This window comes from Okeania sp. SIO2C9 (assembly GCF_010672455.1).
GTDB lineage: Bacteria > Cyanobacteriota > Cyanobacteriia > Cyanobacteriales > Microcoleaceae > Okeania.
In genome coordinates this window covers 1-17,827 of the sequence record NZ_JAAHGO010000037.1, presented here as the reverse complement: position 1 = coordinate 17,827, position 17,827 = coordinate 1, and the positions used below count along the sequence as shown (strand labels likewise).

General features: G+C 38.1%; 15 protein-coding genes and 1 pseudogene. 10 read left to right on the top strand and 6 right to left on the bottom strand.

All coding sequences use genetic code 11. From position 1 onward, the window contains the following. Window positions 1-438 precede the first annotated feature (438 nt). Window positions 439-1,599, top strand: a complete 1,161-nt coding sequence (locus F6K23_RS24395; protein ID WP_293160614.1) for a YHYH protein — start codon at window positions 439-441, stop codon at window positions 1,597-1,599. Here F6K23_RS24395 and F6K23_RS24390 read toward each other — a convergent pair. The 3 genes from F6K23_RS24390 to F6K23_RS24380 all read right to left on the bottom strand — a co-directional run bounded on the left by F6K23_RS24390 (window position 1,596) and on the right by F6K23_RS24380 (window position 7,152). Further along, window positions 1,596-5,093, bottom strand: coding sequence for an AAA-like domain-containing protein (locus F6K23_RS24390; RefSeq protein ID WP_293160612.1), 3,498 nt, complete (start codon window positions 5,091-5,093; stop codon window positions 1,596-1,598). The two genes, F6K23_RS24395 and F6K23_RS24390, sit on opposite strands and share 4 nt — an antisense overlap. Window positions 5,094-5,443: 350 nt before the next feature. Next, on the bottom strand, window positions 5,444-6,823 hold the full coding sequence (locus F6K23_RS24385) for a transposase (RefSeq protein ID WP_293160610.1): 1,380 nt from the start codon (window positions 6,821-6,823) through the stop codon (window positions 5,444-5,446). A gap of 38 nt (window positions 6,824-6,861) precedes the next feature. After that, window positions 6,862-7,152: a hypothetical protein gene (locus F6K23_RS24380; RefSeq protein WP_293151654.1), complete on the bottom strand. Its 291-nt coding sequence runs from the start codon at window positions 7,150-7,152 to the stop codon at window positions 6,862-6,864. On the opposite strand from F6K23_RS24380, the pseudogene tnpA reads away from it, so the two are divergent. Then, a pseudogene (tnpA, locus tag F6K23_RS42090) lies at window positions 7,098-7,335 on the top strand (IS200/IS605 family transposase). The gene F6K23_RS24380 and the pseudogene tnpA sit on opposite strands and share 55 nt — an antisense overlap. Window positions 7,336-7,428: 93 nt before the next feature. On the opposite strand, the gene F6K23_RS24370 reads toward tnpA, so the two are convergent. Further along, entirely contained in the window at window positions 7,429-8,742 is a 1,314-nt protein-coding gene (locus F6K23_RS24370) for an AAA-like domain-containing protein (protein ID WP_293160608.1), read from the bottom strand. A 193-nt stretch (window positions 8,743-8,935) separates the two neighbouring features. Here F6K23_RS24370 and F6K23_RS24365 point away from each other — a divergent pair, with 193 nt between their 5' ends. Both F6K23_RS24365 and F6K23_RS24360 read left to right on the top strand, forming a co-directional pair. Further along, on the top strand, window positions 8,936-9,253 hold the full coding sequence (locus tag F6K23_RS24365) for a peptidoglycan-binding protein (protein WP_293160606.1): 318 nt from the start codon (window positions 8,936-8,938) through the stop codon (window positions 9,251-9,253). Between the two features lie 139 nt (window positions 9,254-9,392). Continuing rightward, the gene (locus tag F6K23_RS24360; protein ID WP_293160604.1) at window positions 9,393-9,836 is read left to right on the top strand and encodes a peptidoglycan-binding protein; all 444 of its coding nucleotides are present in this window, start codon (window positions 9,393-9,395) and stop codon (window positions 9,834-9,836) included. Window positions 9,837-10,013: 177 nt separating this feature from the next. Here F6K23_RS24360 and F6K23_RS24355 read toward each other — a convergent pair whose 3' ends face one another. Further along, window positions 10,014-11,159, bottom strand: a complete 1,146-nt coding sequence (locus tag F6K23_RS24355) for an RNA-guided endonuclease TnpB family protein (protein WP_293160602.1) — start codon at window positions 11,157-11,159, stop codon at window positions 10,014-10,016. A 524-nt stretch (window positions 11,160-11,683) separates the two neighbouring features. Here F6K23_RS24355 and F6K23_RS24350 point away from each other — a divergent pair. The 5 genes from F6K23_RS24350 (at window position 11,684) to F6K23_RS24325 (ending at window position 15,250) form a co-directional block, all read left to right on the top strand. Next, on the top strand, window positions 11,684-12,127 hold the full coding sequence (locus F6K23_RS24350; RefSeq protein WP_293160601.1) for a peptidoglycan-binding protein: 444 nt from the start codon (window positions 11,684-11,686) through the stop codon (window positions 12,125-12,127). A gap of 94 nt (window positions 12,128-12,221) precedes the next feature. Beyond that, entirely contained in the window at window positions 12,222-12,383 is a 162-nt protein-coding gene (locus F6K23_RS24345) for a hypothetical protein (RefSeq protein ID WP_293160599.1), read from the top strand. A gap of 416 nt (window positions 12,384-12,799) precedes the next feature. Then, window positions 12,800-13,366, top strand: coding sequence for a transposase (locus tag F6K23_RS24335; protein WP_293160597.1), 567 nt, complete (start codon window positions 12,800-12,802; stop codon window positions 13,364-13,366). Further along, window positions 13,308-13,754: an RNA-guided endonuclease InsQ/TnpB family protein gene (locus F6K23_RS24330; protein WP_367267804.1), complete on the top strand. Its 447-nt coding sequence runs from the start codon at window positions 13,308-13,310 to the stop codon at window positions 13,752-13,754. Before F6K23_RS24335 ends, F6K23_RS24330 begins: the two co-directional genes overlap by 59 nt. A gap of 380 nt (window positions 13,755-14,134) precedes the next feature. After that, window positions 14,135-15,250, top strand: a complete 1,116-nt coding sequence (locus F6K23_RS24325; protein ID WP_293160595.1) for a pentapeptide repeat-containing protein — start codon at window positions 14,135-14,137, stop codon at window positions 15,248-15,250. 285 nt (window positions 15,251-15,535) lie between these two features. On the opposite strand, the gene F6K23_RS24320 is transcribed toward F6K23_RS24325, so the two are convergent. Continuing rightward, window positions 15,536-16,030: an organic hydroperoxide resistance protein gene (locus tag F6K23_RS24320; RefSeq protein ID WP_293160593.1), complete on the bottom strand. Its 495-nt coding sequence runs from the start codon at window positions 16,028-16,030 to the stop codon at window positions 15,536-15,538. Between the two features lie 460 nt (window positions 16,031-16,490). Here F6K23_RS24320 and F6K23_RS24315 point away from each other — a divergent pair, with 460 nt between their 5' ends. Continuing rightward, entirely contained in the window at window positions 16,491-16,976 is a 486-nt protein-coding gene (locus F6K23_RS24315; RefSeq protein ID WP_293160591.1) for a hypothetical protein, read from the top strand. Window positions 16,977-17,827: the final 851 nt, after the last annotated feature.

Genomic DNA, 17,827 nt, shown 5'->3' with positions numbered 1-17,827 from the left:
ACCTTTTTTGAATTTGGTATAACATCTATAAACCTCCAATAAATCGGACATTTCTGCCTGTGTTACATTACAGCGCTTTTCAGATTGATGAACCACATCGTCATAACCAAAAGGGCGAATGCCATTTGCCCCTACTGTGGTCTACTGAAATGAAAACCACTGTAAGATTTACTTATTAATAGACCCAAAATAGGTGTCTAGTGAACTGTACATTAACTATTAGACAGCTCACTGTACAGTTAAATTAACTATCGAAAAGTGTTATTATCAAGAAAGATTTGGAACCGTAACTGGTACGTTATGGTTACAATGTAAAAATACTATCTCAACTGTTGCAAGTAAAGCCAGTAGAAGTACGGTACTGTGATTTGGTTTTGGGCTTAACCCCACTTCGATCGCAGTTGCTACTCAAACACCCAAATTTATTAGGAGTAAATAATGAAATTGAAATACATTTACATAATAATGCTCGTCTTGTTCTTGATTGGATTCAGTCCTAATAACAGTTCAGCAATAGGTCTAAATAACACTAGCAATCCAATGTCTAGCTTGAGTGAATTTAATACCAATAGCCACAATGTATACGCAAATAATAGCACGGTCAGAAAAGTTGAATCAAGCTCTAAACAAAGAATAAAGAATCGGCAAAATAGCAAGGACATTACAGACGTGATTTTGAAGAAAAGGAAACCTAGTTGTGCAGATTATGTAAAAACTTACACGTCTTCTGTAAAAGATCTTAAGAGCAATCAGGAGTTCAAAGGAAATTTATCGGTTTCAGTTAGTGGTGATAAATGTATATTTACTACCAATGCTATACCGAACTATGACTTCAACAGTAGTCAATTTGTAACGGATGTGTCTGCACAAAATCTCACTCTTGAAGTTACGACGAATCCACAACAAGCATCCAAAAATACAGAGCTATCCCTTGCTACAGACAATGCAATTTTTCTTAATGGCGTCAAATTAGACTTACTTTCAGCTGGTTGCTATGGCGTGGGTGACGGAAAAATTGGCTGTAGTGATATGGAGCAACCATGGCGCTTTGACCCAATGTCTAGCTTGAATGACTTTCAGACCGATAGCCACAACGCACACACACAGCCAAGTGGCATCTATCATTATCATGGTTCTCCTGTTGCTTTATTCGATTCGGAGAATGCTATCGTCTCGCCAGTAATTGGTTTTGCAGCAGATGGATTCCCTATTTTTGGTTCATATTTCGACGATAATGGCACGGTCAGAAAAGCTAAATCAAGCTATCAGCTAAAAGAAGGGGAACGACAAGAGATTAAGTGTGAAAATCCTGGTGGAATATACGATGATAATGGCACGGTCAGAAAAGCTAAATCAAGCTATCAGCTAAAAGAAGGGGAACGACAAGAGATTAAGTGTAAAAATCCTGGTGGAATATACGATGGATCATACAGAGATGATTACGAATATGTCGCAGAATTAGGAGATTTAGATGAATGTAACGGTATGACAATCAATGGCGTATACGGTTACTTTGTCACAGACTCATATCCTTGGGTAATGGGGTGTTTCAAAGGCACTCCCGACAGTTCATTTAACAAGCAAAAGTCGAACAATTAACCGAAATCACTGCACAGGTTGCGATCGCTCTGTTCTAACTGTTGATTGGTTTGTAGATAATCTTTGACCCAATTGCAAGCATAAGCTAGTTTGTCAAGCTGAAGAATCCGATCCAAATTCCACAGAATGATGGTGCGATCGCTACTAGCAGAAGCGAGAATTTTTCCATCAGGACTAAAAGCAACTCCTCTAACTCCACCAGAGTGTGCGGTTAGAGTTTTTAATAAAGTACCGTCAATGTTCCAGAGTTTGACTGTTTTGTCCAAAGAAGCAGAGGCAATAATTTTGCCGTCGGGACTAAAGTCTACTCCCCAAATAGAAGCATCATGTCCAAAAAAGCTTCTTAATAAGGTCCCATCGCGCTGCCAGAGTTTAAGCATATTATCTGCCCCAGCAGAGGCAATAATCTCGCCATCGGGACTAAAAACTACACCTCTAACTGTCGATTTATGTCCAGTAAGAGTTCTCAATAACTTTCCGTCCGCCTGCCAGAGTTTAACCGTATTATCAACAGAAGTCGAGGCAATTATCTTGCCGTTAGGACTCCAAGTAACGTCTTTAACCTCAGCAGTATGTCCTGTCAGAGTGAGTAACAATTTGCCATTTGTTTGCCAGAGGTTAACTGTATTGTTTCCCAAAGCGGAGACTATTTTGTCACCGTCGGGACTAAAGGCAACCCCCCAAAAAACAACATTTTTCTCAAGGGTTTGCAGCAACTTGCCATTTGTTTGCCAGAGTTTAATGCTATTGTCTGATGATGCTGATGCGAGAGTTCTATTATTAGGGCTAAAATCCACATCAAAAACAATAGCCTGATGTCCTTCCAGACTTCTGAGTAACTTACCATTTGTTTGCCAGAGTTTAACGGTGGTATCTGCTGATGCAGATGCAAGTAAACTTCCGTCAAAACTCCAGGCGACTGCCCCTACCCAATCCTCATGGCCAGTAAGGATTTTATACAAACTGTTGTCAAGTTTCCAGAGTTTTACAGTCTTATCTTCACTAGCAGAGACGATCGTCTTTCCATCAGGACTAAAAGCAATATCTCTAACAACAGCACTATGTCCTCTCAAAGTTCTATACAATCTCCCATCTCGATGCCAGATTTTCACTGTAGTGTCTATCGAAGCAGAAGCAAGCATTTGTCCGTCAGAACTCCAGGCCAGACGATAAATAATACCATCATTATCGGTTAGAGTATTTAACAACTTGCCGCTTTTGTTCCAAAGTTTGACTGTTCCATCTTGACTAGCAGAAGCTATGATCTCGCTGTCGGGACTAATTGCAACTGATCTGACTCCAACACCAGTTAGAGTATTTAACAACTTGCCGTTTTTGTTCCAGAGTTTGACGGTTCGATCTGTACTAGCAGAAGCTATAATCTCGCCGTCGGAACTAATTGCCACATCAGCAATTTTCATGCTATGTCCTTTTAATGTTCTCAATAACTTGCCACTTTTGTTCCAGAGTTTAACTGTTTTATCCTCACTAGCAGAGGCAATGATCTTACCGTCGGAACTAAAAGTAACTCTTGCAACCGCTCCACTGTGTCCTTTCAATGTTCTCAACAACTTGCCATTTTTATACCACAGCAAGATATTCCCCTGTTCATCACTAGAGGCAATTATTTCTCCGTCTGGGCTAAAAGTAACTCCCAAAACCCCGGAATTGTGACTCGTGAAAGTTGTCAATAACTTGCCGTTTTTATTCCAGAGTTTGACGGTTCGATCTGCACTAGCAGAGGCAATGAACTCGCAGTCGGGACTAACCGCAACTCCCCAAAGTCCTGCCCTGTGACCGATTAGGCGATTGTACTCGTCTACCCCATACAAGGCTTTCGTAAGTACTAATTCAACTTGGTTTTTGAGCTTTGAGTCTACTTGTCTTAATTTTTGTAATTTTTTGTTAGCCTCAATCGCAGACAAAAGTGCATCCAACCTTTGATGTGAGTTGTAGTTTCCAGTAGAAGAAGACACTAATGCTTTGATTTCGCTAATTATTGCTTCCTTTTCACGAGTTTCTGCTCGTTGATATTGTATAAAAGTTATTATTCCCAAGCCAGAAACTATTAATAATGCCAAACTGACTGCAGCCAGAAATATCCTTTGTAGTTTAGCAGTTTTTTGCTCTTGCAGTAATCTTTTTTGTTCCTCTGCAAGTTGTGCTTCAATTGCTTTAGTCTTCTCAGCTTCTAATGCTTTTTGGATTTCCAACTTGTCAAATTCTACCGACGCAGCTAAAAATTCATAATCTATATCGCTTAAACTTTTCCCCTGAGACCACTTTTGAGCATCTTTTAATGCCAGTCCCCGCAACAAACGAGAAGGGTCAGTTTTGTTTGATGCTATCCAAGCTTCTAATACCTGAGAATAAGGACGTAGGACATTTAATTGCTTTTCTACCCATTCTGTGTTAAAGACTTCCGCATAAATCCGGTTTTTCACCTTCAATAAACCATCCTTTTTCACTACCAAACCAGACAAAATTAGTTCCATTTGTTCTCGAGAGTCATCTGTTTCTATTTCTTTTCTTTGTAAAATAGCCTGATAGATTCCTAATAACTTGGCGGCACGTTTTTCATTCCTTTGAATCCTATCTCTAATTGTTCTTAAATGTTCTGGCTCGTCTTGTGATTCCCACTTGTGCAGCATCTTCGTTCTCACTATGCTTTCCACCCAAAATTCTTCGTTCCCTGCGGGAATAGTGATAATTTCACTGACTGAATCTCGACTAGCTTCAACCACTAATTTACATAACTTTTGGCTGAGAAATGGTTGCCCATTTGTCCAATACAATATCTGTTTTATAACTTCAAAACTATCTCCTATTCCAATTTTTAATCCTGCTGCTAAAGGTTGAACTTGCTCTAATGTAAAACCGTCTAGTTCAATGGCGCGACCAATATTAAAGGGAGTTCTGGTTTTATCTTTAATTAAATCTGATGGCGTGGCAACCCCAAAAATGCCAAAAGTTATACGTTTGTATTCTGGATATATTGCTCGTTGATTATAACAGAATCTGATTAGTGCAAAAAAGTCATCTACAGAAAAATCTAGACTGAGAATACTATCAATTTCATCTACAAAAATGACAATATTGTTTTCGGGAAATTGTTTGAGCAGAATATCACTAATAAAACGACTCAATCTTTGCAGTAAAGAAATATCTTCTTCTTCTTTCCACCATTTTTTCAAATTAACTTTGCCTAAAAGTTGAAACCCCCGCCATAACTCACCAGCTACTCCCTTATACCACTGTGTAGGAGTAATATGTTTACTGCCAATATTAGTTAGATCGACAGTGCTACATTTGATACCTTCTTTTTGTAATTTATGTCTAGTTCTAACTAATAGGGAAGATTTGCCCATTTGACGAGAATTCAGCACGTAGCAAAACTCCCCTCGTTTTAAGGCTTCATATAATTGAGTGTCAGCAAGTCTTTCGACGTAACTGGGCGAATCATCTTGCAAGCTACCACCAATTTGATACGTCATATAGTATTAGTATCCGGATAATTAGTTATTGTATGATCAGAGGAGTCAGGAGTCATTTCAGTTATCAGTTATCAGTTATCAGTTATCCGTACCTCTGCCTGTTTGCGCAGCATGACCTAGGAAAGTAAAGTGAATTGAAATATTGAACTTGATTTTTTTTCATCCCCTTGAAAGGGGAGGCTATTGACCTTATTTTTTGGTCAGTAGGAAGAAAGGATGAGAGTTGGAATTATCTGGGGATAAGTGGGCATTTTATGTCTGCATTGCATGGAAGTAGAAAGTGCGATAACTGTATAACCAGATTTTATATCCCACATTCCGCACTTCAATAACCGTATTTTCTTCATGAACTACCCCGCCGTGTAGACGGACGGGGTTTCTAAGTCCCCGTCAACAAAGTCCACACTTTGAGATTTTGATCGCTTCATTTGCCCCAGTTGCCTCATCGAGCCAGTATGCTTACAGGTCGAATCAGTAGAGCTTGAGCATCGACGATTAACGAGGCCAGTTCCTAACCCCGGTTGCCGATCTGCAGCAACATTCCACATTACCATGGCCGAGCCTTGGTCTCTTGGTATTTCAAATCCACAATCATCACAAATATGGTAACGATTACTCAATTTCGCCCATTCTTTATGAACAGTTCCACATCTAGGGCAACGTTGAGATGGCTTGACTTTTTTGGTATCTATGGTTATGTGCAAACCACCTTTAGCTAGGATTTTATACAGCGCCATTTGGTTTAACGCTCCAAAACCCACATCTAATAAGGCACGGTTTAAACCTGCTTTCTGTTTTTTGCGTTTACCTTTTTTAGCCTTGCGAGTCATACCTCTAACATTTAACTTTTCGGTCACAACGATGTCATAACAACTAGCAATTTCTGTTGTGATTTTGTGCTGCCAATCTTTTCTTCTGGCTGACTGTTTGGCTTTGAGTTTAGAGATTTTTCTGTTCGCTTTTTTCCATCTACTTGATGCTTTTTGCTTACCTTTAATTGGTCGCTGCTTTCTTTTTAGTTGACGTGAAGCTTGCTTAATTTTTGGGGCAAACTCCCTGTCAAATCTAGGATTGCTGATTGAGTCGAACCCATACCCGTCATAGCAGGTCAATGCTGTTTCACATCCTAAATCAAAAGCCACAATTGATTCATAATCCAGTGGAGACTTACTACCAAACAATGGTTCAGGTTCTGAGGTCTTGATACTAAATGAAGCATACCACTCATCTTTATGAGGACGATAAACAATCGTACAAGTAGTAGGTTTTCCCCAATACTTAAACCTACCCCGCATCCTGAGTCTCACACCCAAGTCATTAAGTGTCACCCATCCACAGTTGACTGCATATTTTTGGCTACATTCAATCTGCACTTTAAAACCTTGCCGACCATCTGGGTAAGTCCAACCGGAGTAATTTCTAATTGACTTAAACTTTGGGCGTTTCCTAATTCCTTTTAAAAAAGCGTTATAAGCTAAGTCAACACGCTTGACTGTTGCCTGTAGCGTAGTCAGATTGAGTTGCTGGTAATCTGGCCACTGCTGCCTAAAACCAGGCAATGCGTTTTGTTGAGTAAAGTAATCTACACTTCTTCGCGTTTTTCTCCACTCAAACCGTCTATGAGCGACACAAGCGTTATACAAAAGTTGGTGTAGCTTTCTGGCTAAAAATAGTTTTTCTTTCTGTACTTTTGTCGGGTAGAGTCGAAAAGTCAATCTTCTATTTGTCATAATGACTATCACCTCCTTTAATCTTTGAGTCGCTAAAATTATATTAACATATTAGCATGGGGAAAGTCAGCTCTTAAGTAGAAATTATGGAGAAACAATTTAATAAAGGTGCTCATGTAGTTTATGATATTCACTTGCATATATGTTTCGTGACCAAATACAGGAAAAAAGTTTTGACCAAAAATATGATTTGAGACATGAAAGAAATTATAGATGCATGTTTTAACTGCTAGACGTTGCCAACGCCGAAGAGTTTGAGGGTGAACCTGACCATGTGCATATATTAATTCAGTTACACCCAGACAATAATATTTCTCAGCTAATATCATCTCTAAAGTCTGCTACCAGCAGAATTATTAGACGAAAATATGCCCAACAAATCAACCAATTTTACTGGGGAAAAGCGCTGGTTATGGCATGACTCAAAATGTATAGTTTCCTGTGGTGGCGCACCCTTGGAAATAGTCAAAAAATACATAAAAAATCAGTCGGGAGGTAGACAAAACAAGTGAAAACAGTGGATAAACATTTATTTGTGTAAGGGGGTGCTTTCCGCCCCACCCTGTGGAGGAGTGGGGAAACCAGCACCCCCGATACCTTCCCCCTTATGGTTGTTGGTATTGACCAGCAAAATAAAGACGATACATTTGACAGGAGGGGTAGGCGCGATCGCCGTCTAATTTGATAAGTCCCATACTTTCTAGTTTATAAGTCACAATTGGGTCCAACTTGACGCTCTCGCTCGTCATTACCACCTGATGAAGTGCTGCTGATAGTGTTGGTTTTTTTTGTATGATTTCCCAGTGATGGCGTAAAATACCACCATAAATTCCTCCTTGAGTAGGAGCTTGTTGTAACAATGTTTCTAATGTTATTTGTTCCTGAGCCAAATGGTAGAGAGCAATGCGCACTAAATAAGGATGTCCTCCCACCATTGCCATCAACTGCTCCACTCTATCTCCTTCTGTCCAGTTTAGTCCGTGTCTGGTTACTAAATCTTGAATTTGCTTGAAATTAAATTCAGGCAGCTTGATCGGCAATCCTATATTAAATGGAGATTGATTAATATCTAGGGATATATACACTTCTGTAGAGTGAACTACAACTAAACGCAGTTTTTGAAATAGCGTACTTTGCCTTGCTTGTTCGTGCCAAAATCGCAGCAGGGGTAAAAATTCTTCAGCGATGTCCGGATGTTCAAAAACGAAATTAATTTCGTTTAAGACCAAAACTATGGGGGTGTCTACTTGCCCTAACAAATACCCTTCAAAATAAATCCCGCAACTTACTTTACTACCCATCTCCTCGTCCCAATATTCGTCTAGAAGAGGTTGTAGTTGTAGCTGGCGAGCTATATTCGCACAAAACCAGCGTAAGAATTTATTTAAGTGAGCATAAACGGCCTTATCTGCTTCCTGAAAGTCTATTTTTACTATTTTGTAGCTCTGTTGTTGAGCAAAAGCTAAAATTCTGAGCAGCAGGGAACTTTTTCCCATTTTCCGAGGTGCTTGAATGCGAGTAACACTTCCGGGTTTAAGAATTTCATTGCAGCTCAGTTGTTCCATCGGGGGACGGTCGATATAAAAATGAGAATCTAGGGGGACTGGGCCGTTGGGGTAAGGAGGGGACTTGTCCGGGTTGACATCCCTGAACTGAGGAGTTTCAGGATTAAAATTGCTTGTCTGGGATGGCACATCAAAATCTAAATCAGCGATTTCTCTCCACGAAAACATCAATTTACTGCAAAGTTCTTCAAAAGTCGTAAAGTCAACAGGTTTACCCGTGAGGAAATTGCTGACTGTGGCCAAAGCCAAGCCGACATCCTCAGCCAAAGCTCGCTGGCTGGGAAAGCCATTACGCCTGACTGCTAGTTTGACTGTTTCAATGCATCCTTGACGAACTTTAAGTGACCTTGGCATGGCTCCTAAATCTAACTACTATATATACTTTAGCATTGATTAACTAAAAGTCAGTCACAAGTCAGATATTCTCAGGCGATAAGTCAGTATGCAGTGAAATTTAATGAATATATGAGGTTCAAAGAAGTCGAGCTTGATGCTCAACAAAACTGAACTCTGTTGTTTGTAATGAAGTAATAAGGAATTTTCTCAAATGGCTATATCAACAATGACTGTATCAACTTTACCTACTTTAAAAGAGGGTGATAGCGGAGATGCTGTTCGCTTTCTTGAACAGTTACTATCCTCAATCTATTGGTTTGGTCTCCAACAAGGTAGACCATCTCTGATTACAAGTAACGTGAGATTTGATGCCAACTACGATAGTCAATGCCAACAAATAGTAACTGAGTTTCAGGAAAATTATAACGCTACTTTTCCTTTTCCATCACCTGACATCACAGTAGATGGAGTGGTAGGTCCTGAAACATGGAAAGCATTAGGTGATGCTATCTTCAAATACACCTATTAAAACTTAAACACTCTTGTTGCTACATCTCTAGATATGACTGCAACAAGAATGTACAAACTCTTGGAGTTTACTCCTGGGGTTCCTGACCAAATCGATCTAATTTCTCATACTCATCTATCCTAATACAGGAGAATTAACAATGACTTTAAGTGTTTCAAGTTCTTTTTCTTTACCAGTTTTACGCAACGGAAGCAACGGTTATAATGTAACTCTGGTACAACGCCTTCTCAATGATGCTGGCTATGGTTCTTTAGTGGAAGATGGCATCTTTGGTGTTCGCACTGACGCCGCAGTTAAGCAGTTCCAAAAAGACCGAAATTTAATAGTGGATGGTATAGTTGGTTCTCAAACTTGGGGAGCTTTAGTGCCTCCTACTATCGGTCGGGGTAGCAGCAGTGATGATGTTAAACGTCTGCAAATGATCCTGAATGAAATGGGCTATTCTCTAGTTGGAGATGGTATTTTTGGTTCCAACACTGAAGCAGCTGTCAAGGAATTCCAAAAAAATAGCCGCTTAGAAGTTGATGGCATTGTCGGTCCTTTAACTTGGTATGCTCTGATGAGCACTATGATTCAAGACTAAGGATTTTTAGAAAGTACTGGCTTAACCCACGCTCCCGTGTTTAACTGTCCGGTTCGTTCTTCATGGAACTGGCGATCGCATTCCCAGGAATGTCATTGAGAGCGAGAGCGTGGCAGTCAGAACTTTAACCGTTCTTAGAAACCTACGATAATCTATATAAATCTATGATTATCTGTTCTATTCCTGCTTCATTCTGGTAACGTCGGCGTTATCCAGTCCACAGGCTGTCACGGACGAACTGCCCGCCATAGCTAAATTTAACGCTGCATTCAAGTCTCGATCACAGCTAAAATTGCAGTGTTCGCAATTGAAAACGCGCTCTGATAAAAACAGACATTTTTTAACAGTTCCACAGTTAGAACAAGTCTTAGAGCTAGGAAACCATCTATCAACAACGATTAGCTCCGAGCCGTATAACTTACATTTATACTCTAACTGTCTTCTGAACTCGTAAAAACCCATATCGGCAACAGCTTTAGCTAGCTTATGGTTAGCCATCATTCCAGATACATTCAAATCTTCTATTACTATCTGACTGTGGTTTTTAGCTAAGTAAGTAGTTAGTTTATGCAACGTATCTTTTCTGATATTAGCTATTTGGCTGTGTACTTGAGCTATCCTAAGTTGAGCCTTTTTCCAATTAGAGGAATAGACGACTTTATGTCGGTTTAAGTATTGCAACCGAGAGAGTTTGGCTTCTAACTTTCTATAAGACTTAGCTCCCTCAAATACTTCACCTGTTGACAATGTTGCTAAAGTTTTTACTCCTAAATCTACACCAACTACATCTACTGATTTTTCAGTAATTTGGGGTATGGTTTCTACTTTGAAACTAATAAACCATCTATCAGCTTTCCTGCTAATAGTTACAGACTTAGGAGTTACATTATCTGGCAGTATTTCATAAGTTTTAATCCATCCAATTCGGGGTAGTTTTATATGAAACACACCTACTGATATTGAACCATCTAAAGTGAAACTATCGTCTCTACCTTTCTTCTTAAATTTAGGTTGACCAGACACTTTACTAAAGCAACGCTTCCAAGCATCTGATAAATACCTCAAGGCATATTGAGGCGCTGTTTTAGATACTTCATAATACCAATAGTTATTAGGTTTAACCATTGCTACCAAAAGTTTATGCAGGTCGATTGCAGTAGGAAATTTAAGTTTACCTGAAGGATTATTTGAATTGTGGTTCAGGATGTTCCTAGTTAGCCATAATCCCCAATTGTAAGCATGACGAGCTACACCAGCGTGTTTAGCCAGCAAGGTTTTTTGTTTATTATTTGGGTGTAACTCGGTTTTGAATCCTAGTAGCATAAAATCAAATATAGATTATCATAGATAATACTAGATAATCTATGATTATGTCAAGCTGTTAATTACCCTTGCCGATAATGTAGACAAAGAATATCTTAGGCTGTTCATTAATTGATAATGGATAATTGATAATTACCTCTGGTTAAAACCGTTACGGAATTGAAGATAAGGAAATATTATTTCTTTTCTCTTGGTCTGATGGATATGGTTAGGAAACCCATCCATCCCACCCTTCGGGAAGCTACGCTTTTTCCTACGGAATGCTACGCAAACATGTCGGCGACAGCCGTTAACGAAGTTGTGCGCCAGCAAAACGACCGCTTTTTCCCCTTAAAAGGGTCAGCTTTAAACCAGAATTATTTAATTATTAATTATTAATTATTAATTATTCGGTCAGGTGTTGGCTTCTTTCCTTGAAGCGATCGCAACAAGAATGTACAAACTCTTGGGCTTTAGTCCTGGAGTTCCTGACCAAATCGATATAATTTCTCATACTCATCTATCCTAATACAGGAGAATTAACAATGACTTTAAGTGTTTCAAGTTCTTTTTCTTTACCAGTTTTACGCAACGGAAGCAACGGTTATAATGTAACTCTGGTACAACGCCTTCTCAATAATACTGGCTATGGTTCTTTAGTGGAAGATGGTATCTTTGGTGTTCGCACTGATGCCGCAGTTAAGCAGTTCCAAAAAGACCGAAATTTAATAGTGGATGGTATAGTTGGTTCTCAAACTTGGGGAGCTTTACTGCCTCCTACTATCGGTCGGGGTAGCAGCAGTGATGATGTTAAACGTCTGCAAATGATCCTGAATGAAATGGGCTATTCTCTAGTTGTAGATGGTATGTTTGGTTCCAACACTGAAGCAGCTGTCAAGAGATTCCAAAAAAATAGCCGCTTAGAAGTTGATGGCATTGTCGGTCCTTTAACTTGGTATGCTCTGATGAGCATTATGATTCAAGATTAACGATTTTTAGATTGTATTATCCAAGTGTGGGAGTTCAATTCTCCCACTTCTGACTTCAGTTATTCAGACAGTGAGATTTGAGGAGAATACTCCCATGCAAGTTAGATGGAAAATTTTATTGGTCAAAATAACAGTCTGGTTAAGTTTAGAGATTTGGCTAAATTTAGTAGGACTTGATTACTTAGCTGATTACAGTGAGTTTATTTTTGAGCAGAATAATGGCTTTGTTGGGCTTTGTTGTGTGAATCTGGGCTAATGCTAGAGAATTAATACTTTATGTGTTCTGTGTGTTTCTTTACCACTATAGAGTTAGGGGCTATCAACAGTATTAAAATAATTGGACAAAGTGAAACACAATTAGACATTTACTGTGATATACTAGATTTATATCTAACTTATTAAGGATATATGAAACAGCAGAACTGCCCTTGAATGCCAACAACTCTAATAATCATGAAATCCTTTAAAACTAAGTTAAAACTTAACAATCAACAAAAAACAATACTTGCCAAACACGCAGGAGTTGCACCTGACTGCCTATAACTGGGGATTAGCAACTTGCATAAAAGAGTACGAAGAAACTAAAAAACGCCCAAGCGCAATTACCTTGCATAAGCGTTTAGTAGCTGAAGTCAAATCAATTAATCCCTGGTATTATGAGGTATCGATCGGGTGCACCAAGGGCAAGCATTAAGAGATTTAGAGAGGGCATTTAAAAACTTTCTAACTATTGCGAGCCGTGGTTTTCCGGTCTTTAAGAAAAAAGGTAGAAAAGACAGCTTTTATTTAGAAGGAAGTATTAAGATTCTCCAAGGAAACTGCATACAACTACCAAGAATAGGAATAGTAAAAACATACGAAATCTTACCTTCAGTAGCAGTAAAAAACGTCACCATCTCAAAAAAAGCAGATAGTTGGTACATCAGTTTTAAATATAATTTTGAATCCTATCCAACAGAAAAAGTAGGAGAAACAATAGGTGTAGACATAGGCATAAATACATTAGCAACCTGTTCTGATGGCAGTAAATTTGCTAATGTCAAAGCCTACAGACAAGCAAAAAAACAATTAGTTCGTCATCAACGTGCAGTCAGTAAAAAAGTTATTGGCTCCAAAAATCGACTCAAAGCAGTAAAAAAATTAGCAAAACTTCACAAGAAAGTCGCCGATATCAGAGCAGATGCACTACATAAACTCACAACATGGGCGAGCTTTAAACCACAGCACCATAGTAATTGAGGATTTGAATGTGAGTGGAATGCTCAAAAAGCGGTGCGACCCCGCGACGACGTCAGTCGCAAGCGGTCAGACCCCGCGTCGGCGTCAGACGCAAGGGAATGCTGACCAAGAGAGGGAACGCGCACCAAGACACCATAAACTAGCAAGTGCCATAGCAGACTGTGGTTTTTATGAATTCAAGCGTCAACTTACATACAAATGTGAATGGTACGGCAGTGAATTAGTTATAGCTCCTAGATTTTATCCAAGTTCTCAAATATGTTCAAACTGTGGGCGTCAACAGAAAATGCCGTTAAACTTGAGAACTTATGAGTGTAGTGAATGCGGTTTTGAAGCTGACAGAGATTTGAATGCTGCCGTTAACTTGAAAAACTATGTGTATCAGTAGCTTGAGTCAAGAGCGAATTTAAGCCTGTGGAGAAGATAAGTTACAGACGATAGTCAGTGATCTTCAGTGTTTGCGCAGCATTCCGCAGGAAAACAGGAAGCTAGCTCCAAAACCCTCATGGGTAAGTTTGGGTAAGTTTAGTAGAACGGGTACTCTTGAGGTCTGCCAAGCAAAGTGGTTTCAGATTAATGTGACATATATCACTCTGTTTAAACTTAGCAGTCACAATATAACAACCGGGCGATCGCGGAGTTTCAGGATTTTTCTCACAGCTAAAACCTAAAATCTTAGAGATGATTGAATCGTAATATAAACTTTGGTTACTTTTGTCTGCTTATGGCTCTCATTTCAAACATTTAATGAAGGATGTTAAATTAGTTATGACTCAAAATCTAACAGGTCGCAAAGTAAATTTATCACAAAGTTTAGATAATTCACTAGATAATGTAGAAAAGATATTAGAAAAACCTGAATTCAACAATAAAGTTTTGGGATTCTTTGAAAAATTCTATCAAAAAAAGCAAACAAATTCATTTCTTTTTAGATACGAATTATGTAAGTTATCAAAAGAAATAGATATACCAGCAGAAGATTTATCTAATCTTTTTAAGGCTTATTGTTATGACAAGTATTTACAAGATTTAAGAAAATCTACAAAATTTCAAAATAGTAATTTTCTGCAAAAAACAATACTAGAGTTTTATCAAGGCTGGAAGTATAATTTTATTGATACTTGGGATTTTCTTCAGACTCCTATTTTTCTTAATTTTAAAAATTTTGAAAGTCATATAGGATTTTTTTCTATCATGGTGGGAATGATAGTTCCTATGTGGGGATTAAAATTTGCTTATGATGAAGGAAAGGAGGAAAGAAAACAATATACACAACAATTAGAAATGCAAAATAAGCAATTAGAAATGCAGAATAAGCAATTAGAAATGGATGTAATTGACAAAGGATGGAATATTATTATTAAACATGAAGGAAAAGAACAAAATTTGGGAAGAATAAAGGCAATTGAAAATCTGAATAAGTTAAACACTTCATTGAATCGAGTGAATCTAAGTAATGCAGATTTAACTGGATTGGATTTAAAAACAGGAACAGAACATTCAGCTAAACTGGCTAAAGCCACATTCAATGAAGCTGTATTGTATCATGCTAACTTGAGTGGAGCTGACCTCATTGGTTCTGAATTTAAAGGAGCAAAATTAGGTAGTGCGAATCTAACAGGAGCAAATTTAACTGGTGCTATATTTGGTGATGCTAATTGCACAGAAACAGAAAAAATTAACGATCAGAAAAATCTAAAATGTGCTAACTTAAATAAAACTGACCTAAGAAATGTTGAAGGCTTAACCCCTGAACAAGTCAAGAGAGCCTATAACTGGAAAGCAGCTATATACAGTGAGAATTTTTGTAAGAAGTTCTCTGAAGAAGACCGAAAGCTTACTAAAAGTTGTAATCAATATTTTAATTCAGACAATGAGGAGTAATATCAAATTCAGTTATTTAGGTAGTGCATTACAGAATGGCAACCTAAATGGGGTAAAGATGATTAAATCTCAAAAAAAAGAAAAGCATCAACTAGCTTCTATTTTTATTTATTGTATGTGTTTGTGTGTGTTTTGTTGCGTTGCCCCTATATACTTAGGGGCTATTTTTTTTGTTCGCGTTCGCTGCAATAAAGCTTGACATTATGTCCTATTTTCTACATATCTTGTCTATGCCTCATTAGCAGCAAGACCTACAGCAGTTAAAGTACCTTCAAAACTCAAGAATTAAACTACCACCACTTTCACGTCAATATTACCAGCAATCGCTTTTGAGTACGGACAGAGTTGATGGGCTTGAGCAACGACCTGCTCCGATGTTTCACGCTCTGAGTTGGGCATTTCCACTTTTAACTCAGCAGCAAGCTTATATCCACCATCTGCTGGATCTCTGCCAAGAGTGACGGCACATGTCACCGTTGTCTTAGACGCATCGACCCGCATCTTTCTGGCAACCAAAGCCAGTGCCCCATGAAAACAGGCAGCGTATCCAGCAGCAAACAGTTGTTCTGGATTAGTTCCTTGGCCCCGACCACCAAGCTCTTGAGGCATCGCCAGTTCTAAGACTAATAATCCATCCTCACTTTCCGCATGACCTGACATCCGGGCGTGTTCTTCTTGTCCCGGTGTTACAGTGACCACAGCCGTATACAAAGACTTCATTTCAGCCCCTTCGTATGGCTGTTCTAATTGCTGCATCAGTTTCTCTGTATCAGGGTTCATAATTCCTCGCTTTTCCGAACAATGCTTCAAGTAGCATAATACTACGAGTCGGGGCACGGGTTCGTGTAAAATCAGGCTACATCTCCTGAAAGCTTTGTTATAATTCAGTTTTAATGTCCACCCCAGAACGGAAATCAGCAGAATAAGTAATTTTATATTTCATCAAAACTCCAATAGGTCAGACATTTCAGCTTGTGGCTGCTGGAGATTATCATCGTACACCATCAAGGTCTTGGGGTCAGCATGACGGCTAAAACTTTGGGCTTTCCTAATATTCCCAAGTCAATGCCAACAAATAGTAACTGAGTTTCAGGAAAATTATAACGCTACTTTTCCTTTTCCATCGCCTGATATTACAGTAGATGGAGTGGTAGGTTCTGAAACCTGGAAAGCGTTAGGTGATGCTATCTTCAAATACACCTATTAAAACTTAAACACTCTTGTTGCTAAATATCTAGAGATGTGGCAACAAGAATGTACAAACTCTAAAGTACCTCTTAATAATTCTAACATTAAACCTACAGTTACATATAATGAACCTACAGTTACATATAATATGAATGAAATAGATAGCAAGAATAGTTATGCCGAAATAAAGATAGGTAATCAAAATATTAGTGGTACTTTTATTGTCGAAAGATTAACTCTTAATTGGGATTACTCAAAATGTCCCCAATTTACTAATGTACCTGATGTAGGTGGTTTGACTATGGAAGAGTTTAAATACAGTGCTAGTTTAACTCAAAAATCTGACTCTAAAGTTTTAGATGATCGGGAATTCAAATATCCTCCTAATGATGTAGATAAATTTAGTATTTATATAAACCATAGTAAAAATGGGGTCTACAAAGTTTGGTTTGATTTTGATTACTACTTGTTTGGAAATGAAGATACAAAAAATAAGAAGACAGAAGATCAGGTTATTTCGTATTGTAACAAGTTGTAACAAGTTCGTATATTAATAAATGTAGTTAATTACAGCGGTTTTCATTTGGGTAGACCACAGTAGGGACGTTCCATGGAACGTCCCTACAAAGTTTTGCTTGTGAAGATGTGGTTCATCAATTAGCAAAAGCGCTGTAAGTTATAAAACCTAAATTAGACCGAAAACCTAAAATAAATTTCAGTGTTAAACTAAGCAAGCTCATTAAGCATTAAAAAAAAATTTTTTCTCAATACTAACAAAAGACTAAAACAATGGGCAAAAAATCAATCAATAATGCTAGAAATATTTTAAATTTACTAAATAGTATATTATTTGGTGACTTTCAGGATATTATCACTATAGTTAGTATCGTTGCGTAAGTCCTGTCTATACTGATTATGCTCAAACTTAGAGTTGAATGTTAATAAAATTTGCAGCTCAACTTACTATACTGATGTCCAATGTTTAATCAATCGAAAAAATATTCCTCATTTTTCAAAAATTAAGCGATTCTGATGTGCAATAAATGTTTTATTTCTTTAGTACGACCGCTCCGAGCAATATCAAAATTATTCCTTTTTTAGTTTTAAAAATGGTAGTCCTGTATAGTAATGGTGAATGGTGGCTGAAATGCTTGCTATACCGTTACCGAAAAAATTACAATGTACCACTACCTTAAAAATTTATAAGCAACACAGAAAAAGGAAGAAAATTAATCAAATAGAGACATATCTATAGAACCCCCGATCGTATCTCTAAAAATTAGGCGATCGCTAATCTCTTGAGCATTAGTCGAATCAAACAAAGATTAATTTTTGCGGTAGCATTTTCCAGAGTTCTTTTCCTACCCAATGCTCCGCAAACAAAATTTT

Excerpts from the sequence above, each read along its gene's own strand:
- F6K23_RS24395 (WP_293160614.1), top strand. The coding sequence starts at position 439 with ATGAAATTGAAATACATTTACATAATAATGCTCGTCTTGTTCTTGATT.
- F6K23_RS24390 (WP_293160612.1), bottom strand. The coding sequence starts at position 5,093 with ATGACGTATCAAATTGGTGGTAGCTTGCAAGATGATTCGCCCAGTTAC.
- F6K23_RS24385 (WP_293160610.1), bottom strand. The coding sequence starts at position 6,823 with ATGACAAATAGAAGATTGACTTTTCGACTCTACCCGACAAAAGTACAG.
- F6K23_RS24380 (WP_293151654.1), bottom strand. The coding sequence starts at position 7,152 with ATGATATTAGCTGAGAAATATTATTGTCTGGGTGTAACTGAATTAATA.
- F6K23_RS24370 (WP_293160608.1), bottom strand. The coding sequence starts at position 8,742 with ATGCCAAGGTCACTTAAAGTTCGTCAAGGATGCATTGAAACAGTCAAA.
- F6K23_RS24365 (WP_293160606.1), top strand. The coding sequence starts at position 8,936 with ATGGCTATATCAACAATGACTGTATCAACTTTACCTACTTTAAAAGAG.
- F6K23_RS24360 (WP_293160604.1), top strand. The coding sequence starts at position 9,393 with ATGACTTTAAGTGTTTCAAGTTCTTTTTCTTTACCAGTTTTACGCAAC.
- F6K23_RS24355 (WP_293160602.1), bottom strand. The coding sequence starts at position 11,159 with ATGCTACTAGGATTCAAAACCGAGTTACACCCAAATAATAAACAAAAA.
- F6K23_RS24350 (WP_293160601.1), top strand. The coding sequence starts at position 11,684 with ATGACTTTAAGTGTTTCAAGTTCTTTTTCTTTACCAGTTTTACGCAAC.
- F6K23_RS24345 (WP_293160599.1), top strand. The coding sequence starts at position 12,222 with ATGCAAGTTAGATGGAAAATTTTATTGGTCAAAATAACAGTCTGGTTA.
- F6K23_RS24330 (WP_367267804.1), top strand. The coding sequence starts at position 13,308 with ATGCACTACATAAACTCACAACATGGGCGAGCTTTAAACCACAGCACC.
- F6K23_RS24325 (WP_293160595.1), top strand. The coding sequence starts at position 14,135 with ATGACTCAAAATCTAACAGGTCGCAAAGTAAATTTATCACAAAGTTTA.
- F6K23_RS24320 (WP_293160593.1), bottom strand. The coding sequence starts at position 16,030 with ATGAACCCTGATACAGAGAAACTGATGCAGCAATTAGAACAGCCATAC.
- F6K23_RS24315 (WP_293160591.1), top strand. The coding sequence starts at position 16,491 with ATGTGGCAACAAGAATGTACAAACTCTAAAGTACCTCTTAATAATTCT.